Genomic DNA, 24,697 nt, shown 5'->3' with positions numbered 1-24,697 from the left:
GGGTCCGCGGCCGGCGCGGCCCGCTGGCCGTTCTCCTCGTGCTGCTCGGCCTGATCGGTGTCGGCGCCGGCGTCTGGTACATCAGCGACGGCCAGTTCACCAAGGTGCCCGGCGTGCTCGCGCTGCCCCAGCGGGACGCGCAGCACAAGCTGTCGGCGGCCGGTCTCGACACCAGGGTGACCAAGGCGTTCTCGCTCACCGTGCCGCGCGGCAGCGTGATCTCCAGCGACCCCGCGCCGGGCGGGCGCGTCCGCAGCAACGGCACGGTCACGCTGACCGTCTCCAAGGGCCCGGAGACGGTACGGGTCCCCGACGTGCACGGCCGGACACTGGCGACCGCGCGGCAGGAGATCACCGGCGCGGGGCTGGTGCCGGGCACGGTGACGAAGGCGTTCAGCGACGACGTGCCCACCGGCCGGGTGATCGCCACCGACCCGGCGGGCGGCACCGACCGCGCCCCCGACACGCCGGTCGCGATCACCGTCTCGCGCGGCGCGCCGATCGAGGTGCCGGACGTCGTCGGGGATTCGGTCACCGACGCGCAGCAGAAGCTCCAGGACGCCGGTCTGAGGGTCGTCCTCGCGCCGGACAAGGTCTTCTCCGACGTGGCCGACCAGGACACCGTGGCGCTGGCCTCCCCGGAGGGGGGCACCGAGGTGGGCACCGGCGACACGGTGACGATCACGGTCTCCAAGGGCCAGCAGATGTTCGACGTGCCCGATGTGAAGGGCAGGAGCGAGGGCGGGGCCCGGCGGATCCTGGAGGACGCGGGCTTCGACGTGCGGGTGATCGACGTGTTCTTCGGCGACAGCGTGTTCAGCCAGTCCCCGGGCGGCGGGAGCCAGGCGCCCAGGGGCGCCACCATCACCATCTGGGTGCGCTGACCGGATGCCGGTACGCAACCGCGTCGGCGGCCATGTGCCGGTGGCGGGCGGCCTGGCCGCGAAGGGTCTGGAGTTCGGGCGGCGGATCGGCGCGGAGACCGTGCAGGTCTTCGTCGCCAACCCGCGCGGCTGGGCGACCCCGCCCGGTGACCCGCGCCAGGACGAGGAGTTCCGGACGCGCTGCGCCGAGTTCGACATGCCGTCGTATGTGCACGCGCCGTATCTGATCAACTTCGGCTCGCACACCGAGGCCACGGTGGATCTGTCGGTGGTCTCGCTGCGGCACTCGCTGCGCCGGGCGCGGCAGATCGGCGCGCTGGGCGTGGTGGTGCACACCGGTTCGGCGACCGGCGGCCGGGAGCGCGCGGTGGCGCTCGCGCAGATACGGGAGCGGGTACGCCCGCTGCTGGACGAGCTGACGCACGAGGACGACCCGTGGCTGCTGCTGGAGTCCACCGCGGGCCAGGGCTCCTCGCTCTGCTCGCTCGCCGCGGACCTGGGCCCGTACCTGGACGCGCTGGACCGGCACCCGCGGCTCGGGCTCTGCCTGGACACCTGCCACGCCTTCGCCGCCGGGCACGACCTGGCGGTGCCGGGCGGGGTGGCACGGCTGCTGGACGAGCTGTCCGCGGTGGCGGGGGAAGGCCGGCTGAAGCTCATCCACGCGAATGACAGCAAGGACGTGTGCGGTTCCCGCAGGGACCGGCACGCGAACATCGGAGCCGGGCACATCGGCGCGCAGCCCTTCCGCGCGCTGATGCGGCACCCGGCGACCCGCGACGTCCCGCTGATCATCGAAACCCCGGGCGGACCGGAGGGTCACGCGGCGGACGTGAAGCTGCTCAAAGAGCTGCGCGCGGACTGAGGGCGGGAGGCGCAGGGACCCGGCGGGCCGGACGGGCCCGCGTGCGCCGTACGGCGAGGGCCCGCAGCGATCAGGGCGTGCCCGTCAACGAGCGGCGTCCGGTGCGGTGCGTCGCAAGGCGCCGGACCGGCCTCGTCGTGGGGCAGTGGGCCTGCCCGGTCGATGCGGCAGCGCCGCCAGGTGCCGTGCCGGGCATCGCGACAGGACAGACTCCGGCGTCGCGGCTGACGCGGCACTGGGCAACGTCGTCCGCTGTGCCTTCGCCTTCGGCTACGCCTGGAGCTCCGGCCCGTCGCCCGGTGCCTCCTGGTACGAGTAGCGCTGCTCGGTCCAGGGATCGCCGAGGTTGTGGTAGCCGCGCTCCTCCCAGAAGCCGCGGCGGTCGGCGGTCATGTACTCCACGCCGCGGACCCACTTCGGGCCCTTCCAGGCGTAGCGGCGGGGCACGACGAGGCGGACCGGGAAACCGTGCTCCGCGGTGAGGGGCTGGCCGCTCTCGTGGGTGGCGAAGATCGACTTGTCGTCGAGGAAGTCCTCGATCGGCAGATTCGAGGAGTAGCCGTACTCGGCCCAGACCATCACATGTGTGACGCCGTCGGCGGGCGGTGCGAGCTTCGCCACCGTGCAGGTGGAGACTCCGCCCCACTCGATGCCGAGCATGGAGAACTTGGTGACGCAGTGGAAGTCGGCGATCACCGTGGAGTACGGGAGCGCCGAGAACTCCTGGTGGTTCCAGCCCCGGCCGCCGTCGGCGGTCGCGCCGAACACCCGGAACTCCCAGCGATCCTCCCTGAACCGCGGCACCGGGCCGTAGTGCGTGACCGGCCAGCCCCGCTGGAGCCGCTGCCCCGGAGGGAGCTCCCCCTCACGACGCTCGGACCGACCCATGTCTCCATGGTGACAGACCGGACGCGGCGTTCCCGACCCGGCCCGGCCCCCGACCCGGAGCGGCGAGCCGGGACGGCCCACCGCGGCCCGTCCCGGCCACGGAACCGCCCGGAATATCTGTCTCCGCTTACTGGATCACATCTGCGCACGGTGCGAGGATGCGCGCAGCACCGAAGATACCGGGTCCCTACGGAAGGACGGCGCGCCATGCAGGGCGACCCCGAGGTCATCGAATTCCTGAATGAGCAGCTGACGGCGGAGCTGACCGCGATCAACCAGTATTTTCTGCACGCGAAGATGCAGGAGAACTTCGGCTGGGTGAAGCTCGCGAAGTACACCCGGTCCGAGTCGTTCGACGAGATGCGGCACGCGGAGCTCCTGACCGACCGGATTCTGCTGCTCGACGCGCTGCCGAACTACCAGCGGCTCTTCCACGTCCGGGTCGGGCAGACGGTCACCGAGATGTTCCAGGCCGATCGGCAGGTCGAGGTCGAGGCGATCGACCGGCTGCGGCGCGGCGCCGCGGTGATGCGTGCCAAGGGCGACCTGACCTCGGCCAACCTCTTCGAGGCGATCCTCGCGGACGAGGAGCACCACATCGACTACCTCGACACCCAGCTCGCGCTGGTCGAGAAGCTGGGCGAGCCGCTCTACCTCGCACAGCTTCTCGAGCAGCCGGAGAGCTGAGTCCGCCGGCGGGAGCGGCAGGCCCGCGCTCAGGCGGCTCGTGCGGCGGGCACCCCGGCCGGTGGTTCGGCGACCGCGGCTGCCGCCGCCACCCCGGGCACGGCGCCGGCGTCGCCCACCACGGCCGACTCCAGCACCGGACGGGTCACGCACGCCGCGCCGCGGCCGAGCAGGGCCTGGATGCGCTTGACGCACGAGCCGCAGTCGGTGCCGGCCTTGCAGGCGGAGGCTATCTGGCGGGGAGTGCAGCGGCCGTCGTCGGCGTGCTGCCTCACCTGCTGCTCGGTGATACCGAAGCAGGAGCAGACGTACACGCGGTCACCGCCGTTCAGGACCAGGAGGACTAGGTAGGTAACCCTTACCTTACCTGCTGCCCGGAGGGCGACAAACCAGCGGGGGGCGCGGATCGGTGTGATCCGCGCCCCCCGAAGAGGAAGCGTCCGCTCACTGCCCCCGGTACATCTCCGCCACCAGGAACGCCAGGTCGAGGGACTGGCTGCGGTTCAGCCGCGGGTCGCACGCCGTCTCGTACCGCTGGTGCAGGTCGTCGACGAAGATCTCGTCGCCGCCGCCCACGCACTCGGTGACGTCGTCGCCGGTCAGCTCGACATGGATGCCGCCGGGGTGGGTGCCGAGGCCGTGGTGGACCTCGAAGAAGCCCTTGACCTCGTCGAGGACGTCGTCGAAACGGCGGGTCTTGTGGCCGGAGGCGGCCTCGAAGGTGTTGCCGTGCATCGGGTCGCAGACCCAGACGACCTGCGCGCCGGACGCGGTGACCTTCTCCACCAGCGTCGGCAGCCTGTCGCGTACCTTGTCCGCGCCCATCCGGACGATGAAGGTGAGCCGGCCGGGCTCGCGCTCCGGGTCGAGGCGGTCGATGTACGCCAGCGCCTCCTCCGGGGTGGTGCCGGGGCCCAGCTTCACACCGATCGGGTTGCGGATCCTGGAGGCGAACTCGATGTGCGCGCCGTCGAGCTGCCGGGTGCGCTCGCCGATCCACACCATGTGCCCGGAGACGTCGTAGAGCTGCCCGGTCCGCGAGTCGACACGGGTCAGCGCGGACTCGTAGTCCAGCAGCAGCGCCTCGTGGGAGGCGAAGAACTCGACGGTGCGGAACTCGGCGGGGTCGATGCCGCAGGCCGCCATGAAGGTCAGCGCGTTGTCGATCTCGCGGGCCAGCGCCTCGTACCGCTGGCCGGACGGCGAGGACTTCACGAAGTCCTGGTTCCAGGCATGCACCTGCCGCAGGTCGGCGTAGCCGCCGGTGGAGAAGGCGCGCACCAGGTTCAGAGTGGAGGCGGAGGCGTTGTACATCCGCTTGAGCCGCTCCGGGTCGGGGATGCGGGCCTCGGCGGTGAACTCGAAGCCGTTGACGGAGTCGCCGCGGTAGGTCGGCAGGGTGACGCCGTCGCGGGTCTCGGTGGGCTTGGAGCGCGGCTTGCTGTACTGGCCGGCGATCCGGCCCACCTTCACCACCGGCACCGACGCGGCGTAGGTGAGCACCGCTCCCATCTGGAGCAGCGTCTTGAGCTTGTTGCGGATCTGGTCGGCGCCCACGGCGTCGAAGGCCTCGGCGCAGTCGCCGCCTTGGAGCAGGAACGCCTCGCCCCGGGCCACGGCGGCCATCCGGGTGCGCAACTGGTCGCACTCCCCGGCGAAGACGAGCGGCGGATACGAGGCGAGGTCGGCGATCACGTCGCGCAGAGCCTCGGGGTCGGGCCACTCGGGCTGCTGCGCCGCGGGAAGGGAGTGCCAGGTGTCGCCACCGGCGTGGAGGGTTGCGTTCACGGTCACGCCGTCCACATTACGGGGTCGTGTCACACGGCTTTCCGTCCGCCCATTGGGTGAGACATTCCGGCGCGTGCCGAGGGGGTCCAGAGAAGCCCCTGTGACGCCTGATAGCGTCAACGCGTTTCGGAGGCGGCCGCCGTTTCAGCGGTCGCGCAGGGGAGGGCGCGCCCAGGCGTGCTGAAGAGCCGAGGTGAGCGTTGACACGAAGCACACGCAGGAGCAGACACCGCCGTGGGACCTCGCTGATCGCCTACGGGGCCGCCGCCGTGGCACTGGCCACCGCCGCCACGTACGGCACGATCGCGCTGGCGTCGCCGCCGGACGACGCCGCCGACGGCAAGGGGGAGAGCGCGCACGCGCTCCAGGACGCCTTCGCGTCCGCCGCGGAAGAGTTCAAGGTCCCGCAGAGCATTCTGCTGGCCGTCTCGTACCGGCAGACCCTGTGGGACTCCCACGGTGGACAGCCGAGCACGACCGGCAACTACAACGTCATGGCGCTCACCCAGGTGAACGCCGCGGACATCGCCGTGCACAGCGCGTCGGACGCCTCCAGCGAGCTGAACCTCAGCGGTGACCCGCGCAAGACCAGGCACTTCCACCCGGACAAGAGCGTGCTGGCCAGGGTCGGCAAGGTGAACACCGCCGACCCGCGGCTGCACACCCTGGACGAGGCCGCCGAGCTGATCGGCAAGCCGGCCGCCGAGCTGCGCACGGACCCGGCGCAGAGCATCAGGGGTGCGGCGGCGCTGCTCGCGCGGTACGAGAAGGAGGCTTACGGTTCGCTGCCGCCGGACACCGGACGCTGGTACCCGGCGGTCGCCCGGTACAGCCAGTCCCCCGACACCAAGGGCGCCGACCTGTTCGCGGGCCGGGTGTTCGACTCGATCAGGACCGGTGAGAGCCGGATCACCGACGACGGCCAGCAGGTGACGCTGCCAGCCGAGCCCTCGGTGCGCGCGGTGAAGACCGCAAGGACGCCGCTGGCGGCCCTCGCGGGCACCACCACCACCCAGGCGCCGCAGTGCCCGACCTCGCTGAACTGCAACTTCGCCCCGGCCGCGTTCAAGCAGAACGGCACCGACAAGGGCGACTACGGCAACTACGACGTCACCGACCGCCCGGCCGACGGGGTGAAGATCAACTCGATCGTCATCCACGACACCGAGGGCAGCTACAGCGGCTCGCTGGCGACCTTCCAGAACCCCACCGCGTACGCCAGCGCGCACTACCTGATCCGCGCCTCGGACGGCCTGGTCACCCAGATGGTGCCGCTGAAGGACACCGCCTGGCACGCGGGCAACAAGTCCGTGAACATGCACTCGGTCGGCATCGAGCACGAGGGCTACGCCATCAAGGCGGGCAGCTGGTACACCGAGCCGCAGTACGAGTCCTCCGCGCAGATCATCCGCTACGTCTCGGCGCTCTACGGCATCCCGCGGGACCGCGAGCACATCTTCGGCCACGACGAGGTACCGGGCCCGCTGGACGCCTACGTCGGCGGGATGCACTGGGATCCGGGCCCGTACTGGGACTGGAACCACCTGATGGCGCTCGTCGGCGCGCCGACCGGCGCGGGCAACGCGGGCGCCCCGCTGCGCACCGGCCAGGTCATCCGGGTGGTGCCGCCGTACACCACGGCGAACCAGCCGACCATCACCTACGGCGGCGCGACCCAGGCCGCGCGTCCGGCGAACTTCGGCTACCTGTACACCCAGGCGTCCGCCAGCTCGGCCCGGCTCGGCGACCCGTACCTGCACAGCGGCACCGCGGGCACGACCGACGGGCCCGACTGGGGCGACAAGGTGGTCGCGGGCGGCACGTACGTGGTCGCGCAGCAGAGCGGCAACTGGACCGCGATCTGGTACGGCGGCCAGAAGGGCTGGTTCTACAACCCGGGCGGCCAGTTCAGTTCCACCGTCGGGTCCGGCTCGGTGACCGTGCTGACCCCGGCGGCCGGCCGCAGCACGATCCCGGTGTACGGCCGGGCCTACCCGGAGTCGGCCGCGTACGCGGGCACCGACGTGCCGGTACAGACCGACAGCGACAAGGCGCTGACGAAGTACGCGATCGCCGCCGGGCAGAAGTACGTGCCCGCGGGCCCGGTGGTCAACGGGAACTACTTCTACGCGGAGAACTACGACAACAGCGCGCCCGGCGACCACACCCTGGTGACCGGAAACACGCAGTTCTACCCGATCCGCTTCAACCACCGTCTGGCCTGGGTGAAGGCCGCCGACGTCGCGCAGGTCGCCTCGACCGCGACGCTGCCCGGCAGTACCCGCAACAACGTGGTGGGCCGCGACACCTCGGGCGTGATCTGGCAGCACCAGGGCACGGGCAACGCCTCGACGCCGTTCCTGTCCCGCTTCAAGATAGGCACCTGGCTGAAGTACAACGCGATCACCGCGCTGACGCCGTTGCGCGCCGACGGCGTCGGTGACGTGGTGGCCCGCGACACCTCGGGCGTGCTCTGGTACTACCAGGGCAGCGGCAGCGCCACACACCCGTTCAAGGTCCGGGTCAAGGTCGGTACCGGCTTCGGCGGCTACACGATCCTGGTCGGCGCCCGCGATATGAACGGCGACGGCAGGGCGGACCTGATCGCCCGCGACACGCACGGCAACCTGTGGCTCTACAAGGGCACCGGCACCTCCGGCGTTCTGGCGACGCGCGTGGTGATCGGCACCGGCTACATCAGATACACCGCGATGGCCGGTGTCGGCGACGTGTCCGGTGACGGCAAGGCCGACCTGATGGCCCGCGACGACCACGGCAACCTCTGGCTCTTCAAGGGCACCAGGACCTCGGCGGTCTTCGCGCCCCGCGTGGCGGTCGGCAGCGGTTTCAACGCGTACAACGCGCTGGTCGGCGTCGGCGACATCACCGGTGACGGCAGGGCCGACATGGTGGCCCGGGACACCAGGGGCAACCTGTGGCAGTACAAGGGCACCGGCAGCGCCACCGCCCCCTGGTCCGCCCGGGTCTCGGTCGGCGGCGGCTGGAGCGGCTACAGCCAGCTCTTCTGACGGTCCGTTCGGCCGCGGCACCCGTCCCGGAGGTTTCGGAACGGTGTGCCGCGCCCCGGCCGTTTGCGATAGGGTCGGACACATGTTCGCGCCGATGACCCAGACGATGCACCAGAACTGGTGGTGGACCGCTCCTCCGGCGGCCCGCTGATCGCGCGTACGACATCTCCGCGAAGGCCGCCCCCAGAGGGCGGCCTTCGGCGTTTCCCGGCCTGGCCGCCCTTCCCTCCTCTCCCCCGGACCCCGGCCACGGGACCGTCCGGACCGCCCCGGAAGGAAGCCACGCCGTGCATCTGACTCCCCCGCAGCTCGTGGACCGCCTGCTCGCGCCCGGCTGCCCCCCGTTCGCCCTGCTGCACCGCAGAACCCCGGGCCGCCCCGAGGCAGTGGTCGAAGTGCTGCTCGGCCCGGTCACAACGGTGGACCGGCTGGCCGCCGTCCCGCTGCCCACCGGGGCCACCGGCGCCCCGGTGACCGACGCGCTCGCCCTGGTGCCCTTCCGGCAGATCCGCGAGCGCGGCTTCGACGTCCACGACGACGGCACCCCGCTGGTCGTCCTGCGGCCCGAGGAGTCCTACGAACTCCCGCTCGGCGCGCTGCTGCCGGCCCTGCCGGACCGCGAGGTACGCGTCGAGGGCGGCGCCTTCGACGTGGACGACGACACGTACGCGGGCATCGTGGAGCGGGTCGTCGAGGACGAGATCGGGCAGGGCGAGGGCGCCAACTTCGTGATCCGCCGGACCTTCCGCGGCTCGGTGCCGGGGTACGGTCCGGCCGCCGCGCTCGCCCTGTTCGCCCGGCTGCTGCGCGGCGAACGCGGCGCGTACTGGACGTACGTCGTGCACACCCCGGAGCGGACCCTGGTCGGCGCCAGCCCGGAGGTGCACGTGCGGATGTCCGGCGGCACCGTCGTGATGAACCCGATCAGCGGCACCTACCGCTACCCCGGGCAGGGCCCGACCACCGAGGGGCTGCTGGAGTTCCTGCACGACCCGAAGGAGGTGGAGGAGCTGACGATGGTGGTGGACGAGGAGCTGAAGATGATGTGCGCCGTCGGCGACCTCGGCGGGGTGGTGGTCGGCCCGCGGCTGAAGGAGATGGCCCATCTGGCGCACACCGAGTACGAGTTGCGCGGACGCTCCACCATGGACGTGCGCGAGGTGCTGCGCGAGACGATGTTCGCCGCGACCGTCACCGGGTCGCCGGTGCAGAACGCCTGCCGGGTGATCGAGCGCTACGAGCCGCGCGGACAGGACGGTTCGGGCCGCGGCTACTACGCGGGCGCGCTGGCGCTGATCGGCCGCGACGCGGGCGGCGCGCAGACCTTGGACTCCCCGATCCTCATCCGCACTGCGGACATCTCCCCGGACGGCGAGCTGCGGGTGCCGGTCGGCGCGACCCTGGTACGGCACTCCCGGCCGCGCTCCGAGGTCGCCGAGACGCATGCCAAGGCCGCCGCCGTGCTGACCGCGCTGGGCGTACGCCCGGCGCTGTCCGGACCCGCCGCGGGGCCCCGGCCGCGGCTCGCCGACGACATCCGGGTACGGGCCGCCCTGGACGCGCGGCGGGCCCACCTCTCGCCCTTCTGGCTGCGGATGCGTACCGGCCCGGAGGTGGGGCCGCTGACCGGGCGCGCCCTCGTGGTGGACGCGGAGGACACCTTCACCGCGATGCTCGCCCACGTGCTGCGCTCGCTCGGACTCACCGTGACGGTACGGCGCTACGACGATCCGGGCCTGCGGGAGGCCGCACTGGGCCATGCCGGCCCGGTGGTGCTGGGCCCCGGCCCCGGCGACCCGGCGGACCCCGCCGACCCCAAGATGCGGTTCCTGCGGCGGCTCGCCGCGGATCTGGTGGCCGGCCACCGGCACGGCCTGCTCGGGGTGTGCCTCGGCCAGGAGCTGATCGCCGCGGAACTCGGACTCGACCTGGTCCGCAAGGACGAGCCCTTCCAGGGCGCCCAGCAGACCATCGACTTCTTCGGCCGCCCGGAAACGGTCGGCTTCTACAACTCCTTCACCGCCCGCTGCGACTTCGCGACCGCGGACGAGCTGGCGATGCACGGGGTCGAGCTGAGCCGCGACCCCGCCACCGGCGACATCCACGCGATGCGCGGCGCCGGCTTCTGCGGGGTCCAGTTCCATCCCGAGTCCGTCCTCACCCTGAACGGCCCCGCCCTTGTCGCCGAGATGCTCACGACGGTCACGGTGAGCTGACCCTCCGCGTCCGTGCCCCGAAGGGGCGCCTTGTTACCGGCCTCTGCGCGCCCCGGGAAACCAGTGCCGCGTCAGCGGCACTCATTAGGCGGTCTCGCGGAAATCGCTCGCGTCGAGGGCGGGCTCGGCTCGGACCGGTTCGGCCAGAACCGGTCCGACCAGCTTCAGGACGGCCGCGATCATCACGAACTCGTCCTCCGTGCCGTCCACCACGAGATCGGCGAGAGAGCGGGAGGGGGCGACGTGCGCCGCGTGCCGTTCGCGTCCGCTCAGCAGATAGTTGCGCAGGGCCAGCCCCGGGTCCTGCCCCAGGATCTCGATCTTGCGGAGGATCTTGCGGGCGAGCCGGATGTCGTCGGGCGTGTCGACGTACACCCGCCAGGTGGCCCGCTCGGTGACCGCGGGCAGGGCGAGGGCGAACAGCCCCTCGACCACGACCAGCCGGTACTGCCCGCTCGCGGTCATCTCGTCCACGGCCTCGGCGACGGCCGCCTCGTCCATGGACGCCGGATGGTTCCAGTCCAGGATCTCGACGCCGATGGCGCTCATCGTACGCACCCCGCGCAGGCGGTCGTAGAAGTCGTCGAGATGAATGAGACCGACGGTCTCGGGGTGGTGCCGCGCCAGCGCCTCGGCAAGGGTTGACTTGCCGGAAGCGGTGCCGCCTGCGACCGCCAGTACTGGCGCTGTACGCCAGCTCGCCACACCCGTCATACCGGGCGCTCCTTCAGGTGCTCAAGGGGTAAACGAAGCGGCCGGACTAGCCGGGTGCAGGGAGGATAGGTCCCGGAGATCCCCTGCGGCAAGCAGTGCCCGCCGAGCGACGCCCGGCGGAGCGCCGGGCGGCAGGAAGCGGGCCCCGCGAGGCCCGATCACCGCCCCGAAGAAGACCTTCGCTTCCTGGTGGAGCGCCGGATCGACCGATGTGCCGGCGGCCGGCGCCCGCCGGTCGGCACCCGGGCGATCCGGGACACCGCGCAGCGGCACCGCGTGCCGAAGTCGTGGTCACGCACCGCCTCGATCGGGCGCAGCCGACCGCGGGCCGAGCCGGCGCCTCGTCAGTTGCCGCCGCCCTTGCGGCGCCCCTCGCCCTCGTCGTCGCAGGCATCGCCGTTCTTCGAGGAGGTGCCGGAGGCGGTGTCGAGTCCGCGCTCGATCGCGTAGCGGACCAGTTCGACGCGGTTGTGGAGCTGGAGCTTGCCGAGGGTGTTCTGTACGTGGTTCTGCACGGTGCGGTGCGAGATGACCAGGCGCTGGGCGATCTGCTTGTAGCTCAGCCCCTTGGCGACCAGCCGCAGCACCTCGGTCTCCCGCTCGGTCAGCCGGGGCAGCCGTACCGCGGCCGGCTGGTCGGAGGCCGAGTACGCGTCCTCGGTCGCCAGCCTGCGGTACTCGCCGAGCACCAGCCCGGCCAGGCCCGGGGTGAAGACCGGGTCGCCGACCGCGGTCCGGCGCACCGCGTCCACCAGTTCCTCCCGGCCCGCGGACTTCAGCAGGTAGCCGGTGGCACCGGACTTGACCGCCTCCAGCACGTCGGCGTGCTCGCCGCTCGCGGAGAGCACCAGGACCCGGACGGCCGGGTCGTGCGCCACCACCTCCTTGCAGACCCGCACGCCGGACGCCCCGGGCAGGTTGAGGTCGAGGACGAGCACCTGCGGGCGGGCGGCGCGGGCCCGGCGTATCGCCTCCGGCCCGTCCCCCGCGGTCGCGACCACCTGGAACCCGGCCTCGGCCAGATCCCGCGCGACGGCGTCCCGCCACATCGGATGGTCGTCCACGACCATCACCGTCACGGGCGCCTCCTGCCGGGTGCTGCTGCCTTCGGCGGTACCGACGGTCATCGGGTGCGCCTTCCGTTCGCTTCGGAGAGTTCGGGGCCGCCCGGGGCGGGTGTCCGAGCCAGGGTGCGCGGCTTCGGCAGGCGGAGTTCCACTTCCGTGCCCTGCCCCGGGACCGACACCAGGGCGGCGGTGCCGCCCAGGTCGCGGAGCCGGCCGCGGATGGACTGGGCGACCCCGAGGCGCCCCTCCTGCTCGGCGGCTGCGAGCCGTCCCTCCGCGATGCCGGGGCCGTCGTCCCGTACGGTGACGAGCACGGCGTCCGGTTCGTCCTCCACCAGGATCCACGCCCGCGCCCGCTCGCCGGCGTGGGCCCGTACGTTGTCCAGCGCGGCGCCGACCGCGGCGGTCAGTCCGGTCGCCGCGTCCGGGTCGAGGAGGACCGGGGTGCCCGGCGCGGAGAGGGTGACGCGGGTGGTGGCGTACGGCGTGAGGAGGGTCCGCAGGTCATGCGGACCGGCCGCGGGGTCGTCGGCGGAGCGGTCGGGCGGCGGGCCGCCGGAGACCAGGGCGCGCAGCGCGGCCTCCTGCTCGCCGGCCAGCCTGCCGAGTTCCGCGGCCTGACCCCCTGCCTCGTCGCCGCGCCGCTGCACCATGGCGAGCACCTGGAGCACGCCGTCGTGGATGTCGCGGGCGAGGCGTTCGCGCTCCCGGGTGGCGGCCTCGATCCGCAGGGCGCGGGCCAGGGTGCGTTCGCTGGCCCGTGCCACCTCGACCACGTAGCCGATGGCGACGCCGGCCACCGAGACCAGGACCACGTTGTGCACGGTGTCCCGGGTGGGGGCGCCGCGCTCGACCAGATCGGCGGCGGCGACCAGCCCGGCGGCGAGCGCGGCCCACCGCCAGCCGCCCTTGATCGCGAAGGCCAGCACCGAGCCCGCGGTCCAGATCGACGGCAGCGTGAAGGCTCCGGACTCTATCCGGGCGGGGGTGTCCACCACGGCGGTGAGCAGCACACCGGTGAGCGCGATGGTCAGATCGGCCGTCAGGAAGCCCTTGGTGCAGCGCTGGGCGTTCCGCACCCGGCCGGTGGTGGCCGGTGTCCAGACGGTGAGCACGGCCATGTACGCGCCCGCGGCCAGCGGATGGCGCAGTTCGCCGTACGCGTGGCCCTACATCGCGAGCGCGTAGGCGAGGGAGAGCAGACGGTACGCGATCAGCGCGCGCCACAGCGGCTGCTCGACGGACATCCACGCCATGGTCTCCCCCGCGCCCGGTCACGCCCCGGACGACTGCTCGGTGCCCGCGGGCCGCCGCTCGTCCGCCGGCCGCTCGGCCGACGTCGGGTTCGCCGTCCCCTGCCCCTCGTTCGCGTTCGCCTCGTTCGCCTCGTGCCTGGCGGCCTCCGCGATCTGCCGCTTGGCGGCGGTGGCGTAGATGTCCACGTACTCCTGGCCGGACAGCTTCATGATCTCGTACATCACCTCGTCGGTGACCGAGCGGAGGATGAAGCGGTCGCCCTCCATGCCGTGGTAGCGGCTGAAGTCCAGCGGACGGCCGATCCTGATGCCGGGACGGACCGAGAGCTTGGGCATCACCTTGCCGACCGGTTGCACCTTCTCCGTGTCGATCATCGCGACCGGGATCACCGGCGCGCCGGTGGCCAGCGCGACCCGGGCCAGACCGCCGGGCTTGCCGCGGTAGAGCCGGCCGTCGGGCGAGCGGGTGCCCTCGGGGTAGATGCCGAACAGTTCGCCGCGCTCCAGTACGGCGATGCCGCTCCTGATGGCCGCCTCGCCCGCGCCGCGCGCGCCCGAACGGTCCACCGGGAGCTGCCCGACGCCCTTGAAGAACGCCGCCGTCAGTTTCCCCTTGACTCCGGGGGAGGTGAAGTATTCGGCCTTCGCGATGAAGGTGACCTTGCGGTCCAGCACGGCCGGCAGGAAGAACGAGTCGGAGAACGACAGATGATTGCTGGCCAGTATCGCCGGTCCCCGCGGGGGCACGTTCTCCAGGCCCTCGACCCAGGGGCGGAACGCGGCCCTGAGCGGTGAGCCGATGACGATCTTCATCGCGCCGTAGAACAAACGATCCTCCTGTGAGCTGTCGGAACGACCATAACTCCACCGGCCCGCGGTATCGCCTCACGGCGCACGCGCCGGTGCCGCGTCCGGCAGGGCTTACCGCGTGGTATCCCGGCCGCGTACGCTGATCTCCCGACCACCGTGTACTTCGCGTACGCGTCCTCGAACAGGAGAACCACGGTGCCGCTCATGCCCGGAGCCGAACCGTACCGCCACGACGGCGGCGAGACCGGCGTCCTGCTCTGTCACGGTTTCACCGGTACTCCGCAGTCCATGCGCCCCTGGGGCGAGTACCTGGCGGGCCGCGGGCTCACCGTCTCCGTACCGCTGCTGCCGGGGCACGGAACCCGCTGGCAGGACATGCAGCTCACCGGCTGGCAGGACTGGTACGCCGAGGTGGACCGTGAACTGGCGGCTCTGTCGGACCGCTGCTCGCGGGTGTTCGTCGGCGGCATGTCGATGGGCGGCGCGCTGGCGCTGCGGCTGGCACAGCGGCACGGCGCGGCGATCAGCGGACTGGTGCTGGTGAACCCCTCGGTGAAGGCCGACAGTCTGCAACTGAAGGCTGTGCCGGTGCTGCGGCACGTGGTGCCGTCCGTCGCGGGCATCGCCAGCGACATCGCCGCGGAAGGCGGCGCCGAACTCGGCTACGACCGCACCCCGCTGCACGCGGTCCACTCCCTCAGCCGGTTCTGGCGGATCGTGCACGCCGGCCTGCCGCAGGTCACCCAGCCGCTCCTGCTGCTGCACAGCCGGGTGGACCACGTGGTGCACCCCTCGAACTCCGCGGTGGTGCTGGCGCGGGTCTCCTCCACCGACGTCACCGAGCGGGTGCTGGAGCGCAGCTACCACGTGGCCACTCTTGACCACGACGCCGAGCGCGTCTTCACCGAGTCGTACGACTTCATCGAGCGGCTGTCCGCCCGCGCGGCGAGTGCCGGCGCGGGCGAGGCGGCCAAGGAGGGTACGGCCGGTGGCTGATCGCGAGGACGAGGGCGCCGCCCCCCAGGAGGAGCCGGCCCGCCCGCCGCTGGACGAGGACGCGGCCTGGGCCGCGCTGGTCGCCGGCTTCGACGCCGAACCGGAGCCGGGCGCGGCGGCGTCCTGGCCGGAGGCGGAGAACGTCCCGGAGGACCCGCCCGCCGCCGAGCCCGCGGACCAGCCGTCCGCCGAACCGGAGGCCGACCCGTCCCCCGACGTCGACGGACCTTCCGCCGTCAGCACGGTGCTCCCGCCCACCGACCGCAGCATCGTCATCCACCCGGTCATCCACGGCCCCCGGAACTACGAACTGGCCGACGACGAGGATGACGCCCACTTCGTACCCCCGGAGCCCCCGCCGCTCCCCGAGGCCGACGTCACCACCAAGTTCGCCTGGACAGCGGTCCTCGGCGGCCCCCTCCTGCTGCTCGCCTTCGTGCTCTTCGGCCTCGAACTCACCTGGTGGGCGATCACCGTCGGCATCGGCGGCTTCCTGGGCGGCTTCGGGACGCTGGTCGCCCGCATGCGAACGGGCGAGGACGACGACGAGATGCCGGGCGGGGGCGCGGTGGTGTAGTGCGGTGCCCCGCGGCGCCCGTCTGCCCGCGGACTCCCCCGGCTGACGCTGCGAGGTGCCCCGGGCGGGCTCGGCTACGGCTGCGGCTGCCCGGCGTCGGCCGGCACGCGCAGTGCGGCCAGCACCGGTCTGTGGTCCGACGCCGCGCGCACGTCCTCCGCGGTCATCCCGGGAAGCTCCGCGGGGACACCGCATCCCAGCACCTCGACCCCGGACGTGGCGAAGACGGCGTCGATCCGCTGATAGGGCGGCCGGGTGTTCGTGACCCCTCCGCCCCACGGCTTCGTGGCGTACCCGTCCTGGAGTTCCGCGGCGATCCGCGCGAAGCCCGGCCGGTCCGGCGGCTCGTTGAAGTCGCCGCCGAGGACGACGTGCGGCTCGCCCGTCGCGGCGACGCGTTCCAGGACCAGCCCGGCCTGGGTGTGGCGCTCCGCGGGGCTGAGGCTGAGATGGGTGCTGACGGCGGCGAGCCGGGTGCCGCCGATGCGGAGGACCGCGGTGGCGAACCCGCGCTGGTGCAGTCCGGGGGTGCGCGGCATGAGGACGTCCTCGGTGCGCTCGACGTGGGCGCGCAGTGAGGAGAGGATCATGGGACCGGCGGTGGTCGCGCCGCCGGTCACGTACACCAGTCCGGTCGCCGTCGCGAGGCGGTCCGCGGCCTTGCGCCATCGGAAGAACCGCGGAGCCTCCTGGATCAGGACGAGGTCGGGGGCGCAGGCACGGATCACCCGTGCCAGGGCCGCCGTGTCGTCCCGCATGGAGCGGATGTTGTAGCTGAGCACGCGGATGACCGCCGAGCCCCCGGGCTCGGTGGCGGAGCTCGGCAGATCGTCCACGATCATGGCACCTGTCCCCGTCAGTCCTGTCCGTCAGTACGCCGGTACGTCATCCTGACGTACCGGCGGTCCGTCAGTGGCGGCGGGCCGGGCCGGCCCTCAGCCCTGACGTGCCAGGTCGGCCGCACCGACCAGGCCCGCCTTGCCGCCCAGTTGCGCGGCGAGCACCTGGGCGTGCGGCCGCCACTGGCCGCCGATCAGCCAGCGCCGGAAGGACTTGCGTATCGGGTCGAGGACGAGTTCGCCCTCGTCCGAGACGCCGCCGCCGACGATGAACGCGGACGGGTCGAAGAGCGAGGCCAGGTCGGCCAGGCCCGCGCCGGCCCAGCGGGCCAGTTCACGGAAGGAGTCGATGGCGACCTTGTCGCCCTGGCGGGCGGCGGCGCTGATGTGCCGGCCCTCGATGCCTTCCACGGTCCCGTCACCGAGGCCCAGCAGGATCTGCGCGTTCTCCGGGGTGGCGTTGGCCCGCTGCTTGGCGTACCGGACCAGGGCGCGCCCGGAGGCGTACTGCTCCCAGCAACCCTGGCTGCCGCAGCCGCACAGCAGTCCGTCCGGCACCACCCGGATGTGCCCGAACTCGGCCGCGACGCCGAAGCGACCCCGGCGCAGCTTGTTGCCGATGATGATGCCGCCGCCCAGGCCCGTACCGAGAGTGATACAGATCACATCGGAATGGCCCTGTCCGGCGCCGAAGCGGTACTCGCCCCAGGCCGCCGCGTTGGCGTCGTTCTCCACCACGACCGGGAGGCCGACCCGCTGCTCGACCTTGTCCTTGAGCGCTTCGTGCCGCCAGTTGATGTTGGGCGCGAAGAGCACCGTTGCACGCTTGTCGTCCACGTACCCGGCCGCGCCGATGCCGACGGCTTCGATCGTGTGACCGGCGCTGACCTGGCGCACCGCCTCCACGATCGCGTCCACGACGCCTTCGGGAGTCGAAGGCGTCGGCAACTTGACGGTCTCGAGAATCGAGCCTTCCTCGTCGACCACTCCGGCCGCGATCTTGGTGCCGCCAATGTCGACGCCGATGGTGAGTCCCATGTGTCCCTCAGTTTTCGGTCGATCCCCGCTAGGGAGAACCGTACCGGAGGGGAGGTCAGTCGAGGTCGATGTGTTCAGCGGGTGAACGCCGGGTGCTCTTGCCGGCGGTCCAGCGGTCCTCGGCGCCGGCCACGGCGGAGCGGTAGGCGGCCAGCAGTTCGGCGCCGGCCGACGCGAGGTGGTCGAAGACTTCGGGGTTGCGGTCCTTGATGGGTTCGACCACCGAACGCACCTGGGAGATCACGCCCTGCGCGGCGATCTGCACGGCCGGGCTGCGCAGCCGCTCCGACACCGCCTCGGTGACGGCCTCGGCGAACCGGCGCAGCTCCTCGGCGGCGCTGCCCGGGTCCTCCCCCGCGCGGGCGCGCCGTCGGGCGTGCTCGGCCGCGATGTCCTCGGCGCTGGCCTTCGCCCACGCGTCGGCGTCGGGACGGTCCGTGGCTTCGCTCATGATCGGCTCCAAACGGGCACGGCGGGGTCTTTTGTCTCGACTCACCTTCGACGTTACCCGAACAACCGCGGAACGGGCCGCGGCACGACGCCGGGTCGCGGGTCGCCCTACGCCCGGGGCACGGCACTGGCCATGCCCGAGGCACGGCCCGCACCACACCCGGTGCGCGACCCCCGTCACGCGCCGCCCCACGGTCCCGGCCCGGCCGTCAGCGCGGCCACAGCTCGGGGTCGGGCGCGAAACGCACCCGGTGCGCGACCCGCACCACACCCGAGGCACAACCCCCGTCACGCGCCGCCCCACGGTCCCGGCCCGGCCGTCAGCGCGGCCACAGCTCGGGGTCGGGCGCGAAGCGCACCCGCAGCACCCCGCTCCTGAGCGCCGCCCCCGCCACGGTGCACCGCCGCAGCGCGGAGGGCAGCGGCATGATCCGCCGGAACCCGCCCGCGTCCACCACGAGTTCGTCGCCGCGCCGCACCAGGTCCAGCGTCTCCCGTGCCGCTCCCGGCAGCGGCAGCGACCACACGAAGTGCCCGTCCTTCGCGAGACGGTCCTCCACGCTCCAGGGCTCGGTGGGCGGGCGGGCCGCGCCGGCGGCACCGGCGCGCGGAGCGCCGTGCTCGAACGCCTCGCCCGCGCCGCCGGTCACCGCGCCCGCCGGCGTGAGCCGCTGGAGGTCCTGCGGGCCGCGCGGGGCACCCCCGAGGTGCGGCAGCTCGTAGAGCGGTACGTCGTCGGCCGCGCACTGCTCGGCCAGCGCCTTGAGGTGGTCCTGCTGCTGCCCGGAGAGCCCCGCGAGGAACGGGTCGGCCGAACCCGTCGGCAGCAGCCGGTTGGCGACCACCGCGGCGAACCGGTGCCCGTACAGCGCCAGCCCGGTCCGCGCCGTCCGCAGCGCCCCCTCGGCGTACGGGCCCGGCTCCACGACGACGGCCACCGCCGTCGCGGGATCCTCGATCACCGCCTGCACGGACGCCAGCTCGCGGTCCGCGCGGGACGCCGCCTCGTACGCCCACTCGGCGGGCATCGGCACCCCCGCGAGCTGTGCCAGCACCGGCCGCAGCGCCCGCGCCGCCTGGCGGTCCGCGGGCAGCAACCGCCCCAGGTAGCGGCGCAGTTGCTCGGGCAGCGCGAGCAGCGCGATCGCGTCCCGTGCGGGGGGCAGGTCCACCACGACGAGGTCCCACCCGGGGTCCCGCGGTCCCCCCGGCCCGTCCTCGTCCGCCGCGCCGTGCCGCGGATGGGCCTCGCGCAGTGTGCGCAGCAGCGCGAGCGCGCCGGCGCCGGGCAGTTCGGTCAGTTCCTCCGGATCCAGGGGCGCCGCCCCGAGCAGCCCGAGCAGGCTCCCGACCCGCCCCTGCAGGTCCAGCGCACCGGCCCGGAAGGAGGTGCCGGGATCGATCAGCGCCACGTGGAGCCCGGGGATGCCGTCCACGGCGTACGGCTGCGGCAGCCCGTCGGCGCCCGGCTCGGCGCCGGCCCCGCCGCCGAGCGAACGGGGCGCCTCATGGGCGGGCGTCCGGCCGGTCGTCGCGCCATGCCCGTGGCCGCGGGAAGACCGTCCTTTCGTGCGCCGGGCCGGCGGCAGCAGCCACTGGGCCGCCTCCGTGTCCGCGGTCAGCAACAGGGTCTGGGCGCCGGACCGGGCCGAGGCCGCGGCGGTGGACGCCGCCAGTGATGTACGGCCGGCTCCGGCGGCCCCGGTGATCAGCAGCGTCCGCGGTGAACTCACGGGTCAGGCCGGGCCGTTGGTCGTGTCGGCCGACTCGGCCGCGCCCGCCGTCGCAGCCCCGCCCGCGGCCCCGTCGGAACGCACAGCCTTGTCCGTACCGCCGGGCGCGGCCGGCTCCGTAGCGCCGGGCACCGTCTCCACACGCTTCTTCAGGCCCGCAAGCGCCCGGTCGATGATCACCTTCTCGGCCTTCCGCTTGATCATGCCGAGCATCGGGATCTTGACGTCCACGGTGAGCTGGTACGTGACCTCGGTGCGGGCGCCGCCGTCGACCGGGGCGAGGGCGTAGGAGCCGTCGAGGGTGCGCAGCATCTGGGACTTGACCAGGGACCACCGCACCTCGCTGTCGCCGATCCAGCGGTACGCCAGGGTGTGGTCGTCCTTGATCGCGCCGGCGTCCAGCAGGAGGCGGACCTGTTCGGCTCGGCCCGCCTCGTCGGTGGCGAGGACCTGCGCCTCCTTGACCTCGCCGGTCCACTCCGGGTAGCGGTCGAAGTCGGCGATGACCCCCATGACCGCGGCCGGAGCCGCCTCGATCGTGATGCTCGACCTCGTGTGTTCCGCCATCGCCGTGGCCCTCCGGACTACTGCTGTGAAGCTGCTGCTGGATGCACCCGAAGGCTATCGTGACCTGTCACCACGCCGGTCACCACGCCGGTCACCACTCCAGGGCCCACGGGGTGCGGGTGTGGTTGAAGTGGCCGACGTTGACGCATTCGGTGCGGCCGATCCGGGTCCTGGCCACCAGCGGCTGGTGGACGTGCCCGAACACCGCGTACTTGGGCCGGGTCTCGCGGATCGCGTCGAGCAGCGCCTCGCTGCCGCGTTCGAACCGGCGCGCCGACGTGTCGTAGCACAACTCGGGGATCGCGGGCGGGATGTGCGAGCAGAGCACGTCGACCGGACCGAGGGCGGCGATCTTGGCCGCGTACTCCTCCTCGTCGACCTCGTACGGCGTGCGCATCGGGGTGCGCAGGCCGCCGCCGACGAAGCCGAAGACCCGGCCGCCGATCTCCGCGGTGGCGCCGTCCAGCACGGTGGTGCCGGGTCCGGCGTACTCCGGCCAGAGCGCCGGAATGTCGACATTGCCGTAGGTCGCGTACGTCGGTGCGGGGAAGGCGGCGAACAGCTCCGCGTACTGCTTGCGGACCGCGGTCTCGATGGTGGCTCGGCGGTCGAGACCGGCCCACAGCTCCTGGTCGAGAGCGCGGGCCTCCTCGAAGCGGCGGGCGGTGCGCAGTTCGACCATGCGGTCGGCGTTGGCGACGCCGAAGAGGTCGGGGAAGATGCCCCGCGAATGGTCGGCGTAGTCGAGGAAGAGCACCAGGTCGCCCAGGCAGATCAGGGCGTCCGCGCCGTCGCCCGCCCTGGCCAGGGCCTCGGCCGCGCCATGGACGTCGCTCACCACATGCACCCGCATGCGGTCACTGTATAGCGGCCCTCCCGGAGCGTCAGGTGCGCGAGACCGGCAGGCCGGTCTACTGTTCGGGGAACGGCTCTGCCCGCCGGGTGTGTGATGCTTAAAACATCCGCAGTGCCCCTCTATCGCCGGAGCTTTACCGATGGGTAACGTCGCCGCCGTCCATCACCGTCCCTCCGGGTGCACCGTGGCACCGATGAGGAGCAGCCGCCTTGCGTGAGTTCAGCCTTCCGGCCCTGTACGAGGTCCCCGCGGACGGCAACCTGACGGACCTGATCCGCCGCAACGCCGCACAGCATCCGGACACGCCGGTGATCGCCCGCAAGGATTCCGCCGGCCACTGGGCGGACGTCACCGCCGCCCGCTTCCTCGCCGAGGTGCGCTCGGTGGCCAAGGGCCTGGTCGCCTCCGGGGTGCAGCCGGGCGACCGGGTCGCGCTGATGTCCAGGACGCGGTACGAGTGGACGCTGCTGGACTTCGCGGTCTGGAGCGCGGGCGCGGTCACCGTACCCGTCTACGAGACGTCGTCGTCCGCCCAGGTGGAGTGGATCCTCGGCGACTCCGGCGCGGTGGCGGTGGTCGTGGAGTCCGACCCGCACGAGCACGCGGTGGAGTCGGTACGCGAACGGCTGCCGCAGCTGAAGCACGTGTGGCGGATCGACACGGGCGCGGTGGACGTGCTGGTGGCGGCCGGTACCGACATCGCCGAGGCGGTGGTGGACGAGCGGTCCGGGTTCGCCGGCGCCGACTCGCCCGCGACGATCGTCTACACCTCCGGCACCACCGGCCGCCCGAAGGGCTGTGTGCTCAGCCACCGCGGCTTCTTCGCGGAGTGCGGCAACGTGGTGGAGCGGCTGGGCCCGCTCTTCGCGACCGGCCGGAACTCCGTACTGCTCTTCCTGCCGCTCGCCCATGTCTTCGGCCGGCTGGTCGAGGTGGCGGCGGTGATGGCGCCGATCCGGCTCGGCCACGTGTCCGACGTCAGGAACCTCACCGACGACCTGCAGTCGTTCCGGCCGACGCTGATCCTCGGGGTGCCGCGGGTCTTCGAGAAGGTCTACAACTCGGCGCGGGCGACGGCTCAGGCGGGCGGCAAGGGGAAGATCTTCGACAGCGCCGCGGCGACCGCGATCGAGTACAGCAGGGCGCTGGACTCCCGCTCCGGGCCCTCGCTCCGGCTGAGGCTCACTCACCGGGTCTTCGACCGGCTGGTCTACCGGAAACTGCGCGCGGTCCTCGGCGGGCGGGCCACCCACGCGATCTCCGGCGGTGCCCCGCTCGGCGAGCGTCTGGGCCACTTCTACCGCGGCATCGGCTTCACCGTGCTGGAGGGCTACGGCCTCACCGAGTCCTGCGCGGCGACCGCGTTCAACCCCTGGGACCGTCCGAAGATCGGCACGGTGGGGCAGCCGCTGCCGGGTTCCACGGTACGGATCGCCGACGACGGCGAGGTGCTGCTCTACGGCGAGCACCTGTTCACCGGCTACTGGAACAACGAGACGGCCACCGTCGAGGCGATGGGCGACGGCTGGTTCCACACCGGTGACCTGGGCACGCTGGACGAGGACGGCTATCTGTCGATCACCGGCCGCAAGAAGGAGATCATCGTGACGGCCGGCGGCAAGAACGTCGCCCCCGCGGTGATCGAGGACCGCATCCGGGCGGACGCCCTCGTCGCCGAGTGCATGGTGGTCGGCGACGGCCGCCCCTTCGTCGCGGCGCTGATCACCCTGGACGAGGAGTTCCTGCCGCGCTGGGCCGAGTTGCACGGCAAGTCCGCCAAGAGCCCGGCCGAACTCGCCACCGACCCCGAACTGCTGGCCGCCGTCCAGCACGCGGTGGACGAGGGCAACGCGGCGGTCTCCCGGGCCGAGTCGGTCCGCACGTTCCGCATCCTCCCCACCCAGTTCACCGAGGAGTCGGGCCACGTGACGCCGTCGCTGAAGCTGAAGCGCAATGTGGTCCTCAAGGACTTCGCGGACGAGATCGAGGCGATGTACGCGCGCTAGCATCCTGCCCGCCTACGGCTCGTGGCAGAACTGGATCGAGTCGGAGTTCGCCGCTCCGCGCCACGCTCCCTCGCGGGTGTACCCCTCGGGGAGGTCGTTGACCATCGTTCAAAGGAGCGAGCGCAGCCGTTCCGCCAGCAGGTCCCACCGCCAGGCCCGCTGGACCCATTGGCGGCCCTTCTCGCCCATGTCGTGGCGGAGCTCGGGGTCGCGCAGCAGGGTGAGGAGGCGGTCGGCGGTGCGGGCGGGGGAACCGCCGGGGACGACGTAGCCGGTCTCGCTGTCGAGGACGGCGTCGGGAGCGCCGCCGGAGTCGCCGGCCACCACGGGGAGACCGGTGGCTGACGCCTCCAGATAGACGATGCCGAGCCCTTCGATGTCGAGGCCGCCGCGCCGCGTCCGGCAGGGCATCGCGAAGACGTCCCCGGCACCGTAGTGCGCGGGCAGTTCCGCCGCGGGCACGGGCCCGGTGAAGCGTACGGCGGCGGCGACCCCGGTCCGTTCGGCGAGCCGCACCAGCTCCTTGCGGTACGGTCCGCCGCCGACGATCAGCAGCGCCGCGTCCGGCACCTCGCGCAGCACCCGGGGCATGGCGAGGATCAGCGTGTCCTGGCCCTTGCGCGGCACCAGCCGCGACACGCACACCACCACCGGGCGGTCGGCGAGGCCGAGCCGGGCCCGTACCACCGCGCCGCCGGAACCCGGGTGGAAGGTCTTCTCGTCCACGCCGGGCGGCAGTTGGACCATCCGGGCGGCGGCCTGCTCGGTCAGCGCGGCGGCGATCCGGGAGCGGGTGTACTCGCCGAGATAGGTGAGCGTGTCGGTGCCTTCGCCGATCCTGCGCAGCAGTTGGCGGCCGGCCGGCACCTGCGCCCAGGCCGCTTCGTGGCCGTGCGTGGTGCCGACCAGCCGCCGCGCCCCGGCCCGGCGCAGCGCGGGCGCCATCAGGGCGAGCGGCGCGGCGGCCCCGAACCACACCGAGGAGCAGCCGTGTTCGCGCAGCAGTGCCGTGGCGGTACGGGTCACCCGCCGGGTCGGCAGCAGCATCGTCGTACGGTCCCTGACCACCCGGAAGGGCTGCTCCGCGTCGAACCGTGCGACCTCGGAGCCGTCCTTCCAGGTCGAGGCGTAGACCACGACCTGCCCGGGGTCGAGCCGCATCGCCATGCCGTGCACGAAGGACTGGATGCCTCCGGGGCGGGGCGGGAAGTCGTTGGTGACGATCAGCGTCTTGTCCATCGCCGCCGACAGTACCGGGTCGCGCGGCAGAGGCTGCGCCGGCCGTTCACCCGCCCAGCCGACCCGTTCACGTCCGTCCGGTGGTGCGACCGCCGCGGACCACATGATGCACACCGGGTGGCGGCGCCCCTCCTCGCCACCCGCAACGGCCTGCTCGTCGCCGCCTCCCTCATCGCCTGCCGCCGCCTCTGG

At 72.6% G+C, this 24,697-nt stretch carries 20 protein-coding genes and 2 pseudogenes; 8 read left to right on the top strand and 14 right to left on the bottom strand.

The window, feature by feature from the left end; all coding sequences use genetic code 11:
• The coding region (locus VIW71_RS21345) for a Stk1 family PASTA domain-containing Ser/Thr kinase (protein WP_331624054.1) at positions 1–884 on the top strand (884 nt) is incomplete at its 5' end.
• Between the two features lie 4 nt (positions 885–888).
• The gene (locus VIW71_RS21340) at positions 889–1,749 is read left to right on the top strand and encodes a deoxyribonuclease IV (protein WP_331624053.1); all 861 of its coding nucleotides are present in this window, start codon (positions 889–891) and stop codon (positions 1,747–1,749) included.
• A gap of 270 nt (positions 1,750–2,019) precedes the next feature.
• Here the strand turns inward: VIW71_RS21340 and VIW71_RS21335 are convergent, their stop codons facing one another.
• The gene (locus VIW71_RS21335) at positions 2,020–2,637 is read right to left on the bottom strand and encodes a sulfite oxidase-like oxidoreductase (protein ID WP_331624052.1); all 618 of its coding nucleotides are present in this window, start codon (positions 2,635–2,637) and stop codon (positions 2,020–2,022) included.
• Between the two features lie 207 nt (positions 2,638–2,844).
• Here VIW71_RS21335 and bfr point away from each other — a divergent pair, with 207 nt between their 5' ends.
• Positions 2,845–3,324 (top strand): bacterioferritin, encoded by a 480-nt coding sequence (bfr, locus tag VIW71_RS21330; protein WP_331624051.1) that lies wholly within the window; start codon positions 2,845–2,847, stop codon positions 3,322–3,324.
• Positions 3,325–3,353: 29 nt separating this feature from the next.
• Here the strand turns inward: bfr and VIW71_RS21325 are convergent, their stop codons facing one another.
• Both VIW71_RS21325 and VIW71_RS21320 read right to left on the bottom strand, forming a co-directional pair.
• Positions 3,354–3,638 (bottom strand): (2Fe-2S)-binding protein, encoded by a 285-nt coding sequence (locus VIW71_RS21325; RefSeq protein ID WP_331624050.1) that lies wholly within the window; start codon positions 3,636–3,638, stop codon positions 3,354–3,356.
• A 130-nt stretch (positions 3,639–3,768) separates the two neighbouring features.
• A complete protein-coding gene (locus VIW71_RS21320) occupies positions 3,769–5,118 on the bottom strand; it encodes a class II 3-deoxy-7-phosphoheptulonate synthase (protein WP_331624049.1) in 1,350 nt (449 codons plus the stop codon).
• A gap of 194 nt (positions 5,119–5,312) precedes the next feature.
• On the opposite strand from VIW71_RS21320, the gene VIW71_RS21315 reads away from it, so the two are divergent.
• Positions 5,313–8,141, top strand: a complete 2,829-nt coding sequence (locus VIW71_RS21315) for an N-acetylmuramoyl-L-alanine amidase (protein ID WP_331624048.1) — start codon at positions 5,313–5,315, stop codon at positions 8,139–8,141.
• A 287-nt stretch (positions 8,142–8,428) separates the two neighbouring features.
• Complete coding sequence (locus VIW71_RS21310) at positions 8,429–10,357, top strand: anthranilate synthase family protein (protein WP_331624047.1); 1,929 nt, start codon at positions 8,429–8,431, stop codon at positions 10,355–10,357.
• A gap of 84 nt (positions 10,358–10,441) precedes the next feature.
• Here VIW71_RS21310 and VIW71_RS21305 read toward each other — a convergent pair whose 3' ends face one another.
• From VIW71_RS21305 to VIW71_RS21290, 4 genes and pseudogenes are all read right to left on the bottom strand, one after another.
• Positions 10,442–11,071 (bottom strand): uridine kinase family protein, encoded by a 630-nt coding sequence (locus tag VIW71_RS21305; RefSeq protein WP_331624046.1) that lies wholly within the window; start codon positions 11,069–11,071, stop codon positions 10,442–10,444.
• 344 nt (positions 11,072–11,415) lie between these two features.
• Positions 11,416–12,198 (bottom strand): response regulator transcription factor, encoded by a 783-nt coding sequence (locus tag VIW71_RS21300; RefSeq protein ID WP_331624045.1) that lies wholly within the window; start codon positions 12,196–12,198, stop codon positions 11,416–11,418.
• A pseudogene (gene macS / locus VIW71_RS21295) lies at positions 12,195–13,394 on the bottom strand (MacS family sensor histidine kinase). Before macS ends, VIW71_RS21300 begins: the two are co-directional and overlap by 4 nt.
• Before the next feature lie 18 nt (positions 13,395–13,412).
• On the bottom strand, positions 13,413–14,222 hold the full coding sequence (locus VIW71_RS21290) for a lysophospholipid acyltransferase family protein (protein ID WP_331624043.1): 810 nt from the start codon (positions 14,220–14,222) through the stop codon (positions 13,413–13,415).
• 177 nt (positions 14,223–14,399) lie between these two features.
• Here VIW71_RS21290 and VIW71_RS21285 point away from each other — a divergent pair, with 177 nt between their 5' ends.
• A complete protein-coding gene (locus VIW71_RS21285) occupies positions 14,400–15,200 on the top strand; it encodes an alpha/beta hydrolase (protein WP_331624042.1) in 801 nt (266 codons plus the stop codon).
• Positions 15,193–15,777, top strand: a complete 585-nt coding sequence (locus VIW71_RS21280; protein WP_331624041.1) for a hypothetical protein — start codon at positions 15,193–15,195, stop codon at positions 15,775–15,777. Before VIW71_RS21285 ends, VIW71_RS21280 begins: the two co-directional genes overlap by 8 nt.
• Positions 15,778–15,851: 74 nt before the next feature.
• Here VIW71_RS21280 and VIW71_RS21275 read toward each other — a convergent pair whose 3' ends face one another.
• From VIW71_RS21275 to VIW71_RS21250, 6 genes and pseudogenes are all read right to left on the bottom strand, one after another.
• Positions 15,852–16,619 (bottom strand): endonuclease/exonuclease/phosphatase family protein, encoded by a 768-nt coding sequence (locus tag VIW71_RS21275; RefSeq protein WP_331624040.1) that lies wholly within the window; start codon positions 16,617–16,619, stop codon positions 15,852–15,854.
• A gap of 93 nt (positions 16,620–16,712) precedes the next feature.
• Positions 16,713–17,654 (bottom strand): ROK family glucokinase, encoded by a 942-nt coding sequence (locus VIW71_RS21270; protein ID WP_331624039.1) that lies wholly within the window; start codon positions 17,652–17,654, stop codon positions 16,713–16,715.
• Positions 17,655–17,709: 55 nt separating this feature from the next.
• Positions 17,710–18,105: a DUF5304 family protein gene (locus VIW71_RS21265; RefSeq protein ID WP_331624037.1), complete on the bottom strand. Its 396-nt coding sequence runs from the start codon at positions 18,103–18,105 to the stop codon at positions 17,710–17,712.
• A 319-nt stretch (positions 18,106–18,424) separates the two neighbouring features.
• A complete protein-coding gene (locus tag VIW71_RS21260) occupies positions 18,425–19,837 on the bottom strand; it encodes an ArsA family ATPase (RefSeq protein WP_331624035.1) in 1,413 nt (470 codons plus the stop codon).
• 123 nt (positions 19,838–19,960) lie between these two features.
• Positions 19,961–20,404: pseudogene (locus tag VIW71_RS21255) on the bottom strand (SRPBCC family protein); the annotation flags it as partial.
• A 91-nt stretch (positions 20,405–20,495) separates the two neighbouring features.
• Complete coding sequence (locus tag VIW71_RS21250; protein WP_331624034.1) at positions 20,496–21,257, bottom strand: metallophosphoesterase family protein; 762 nt, start codon at positions 21,255–21,257, stop codon at positions 20,496–20,498.
• A 212-nt stretch (positions 21,258–21,469) separates the two neighbouring features.
• Here VIW71_RS21250 and VIW71_RS21245 point away from each other — a divergent pair, with 212 nt between their 5' ends.
• Positions 21,470–23,266 carry an AMP-dependent synthetase/ligase gene (locus VIW71_RS21245; protein WP_331624033.1) on the top strand — a complete coding sequence of 599 codons (1,797 nt, stop codon included), beginning with the start codon at positions 21,470–21,472 and terminating at the stop codon, positions 23,264–23,266.
• A 108-nt stretch (positions 23,267–23,374) separates the two neighbouring features.
• Here the strand turns inward: VIW71_RS21245 and VIW71_RS21240 are convergent, their stop codons facing one another.
• The gene (locus VIW71_RS21240; protein ID WP_331624032.1) at positions 23,375–24,505 is read right to left on the bottom strand and encodes a glycosyltransferase family 4 protein; all 1,131 of its coding nucleotides are present in this window, start codon (positions 24,503–24,505) and stop codon (positions 23,375–23,377) included.
• Positions 24,506–24,697 lie beyond the last annotated feature (192 nt).

The organism is Streptomyces sp. (assembly GCF_036524955.1).
Taxonomy (GTDB): Bacteria; Actinomycetota; Actinomycetes; order Streptomycetales; family Streptomycetaceae; genus Actinacidiphila.
The sequence above is the reverse complement of the archived record's forward strand: the minus strand, read 5'-3'. Positions and strand labels throughout refer to the sequence as shown.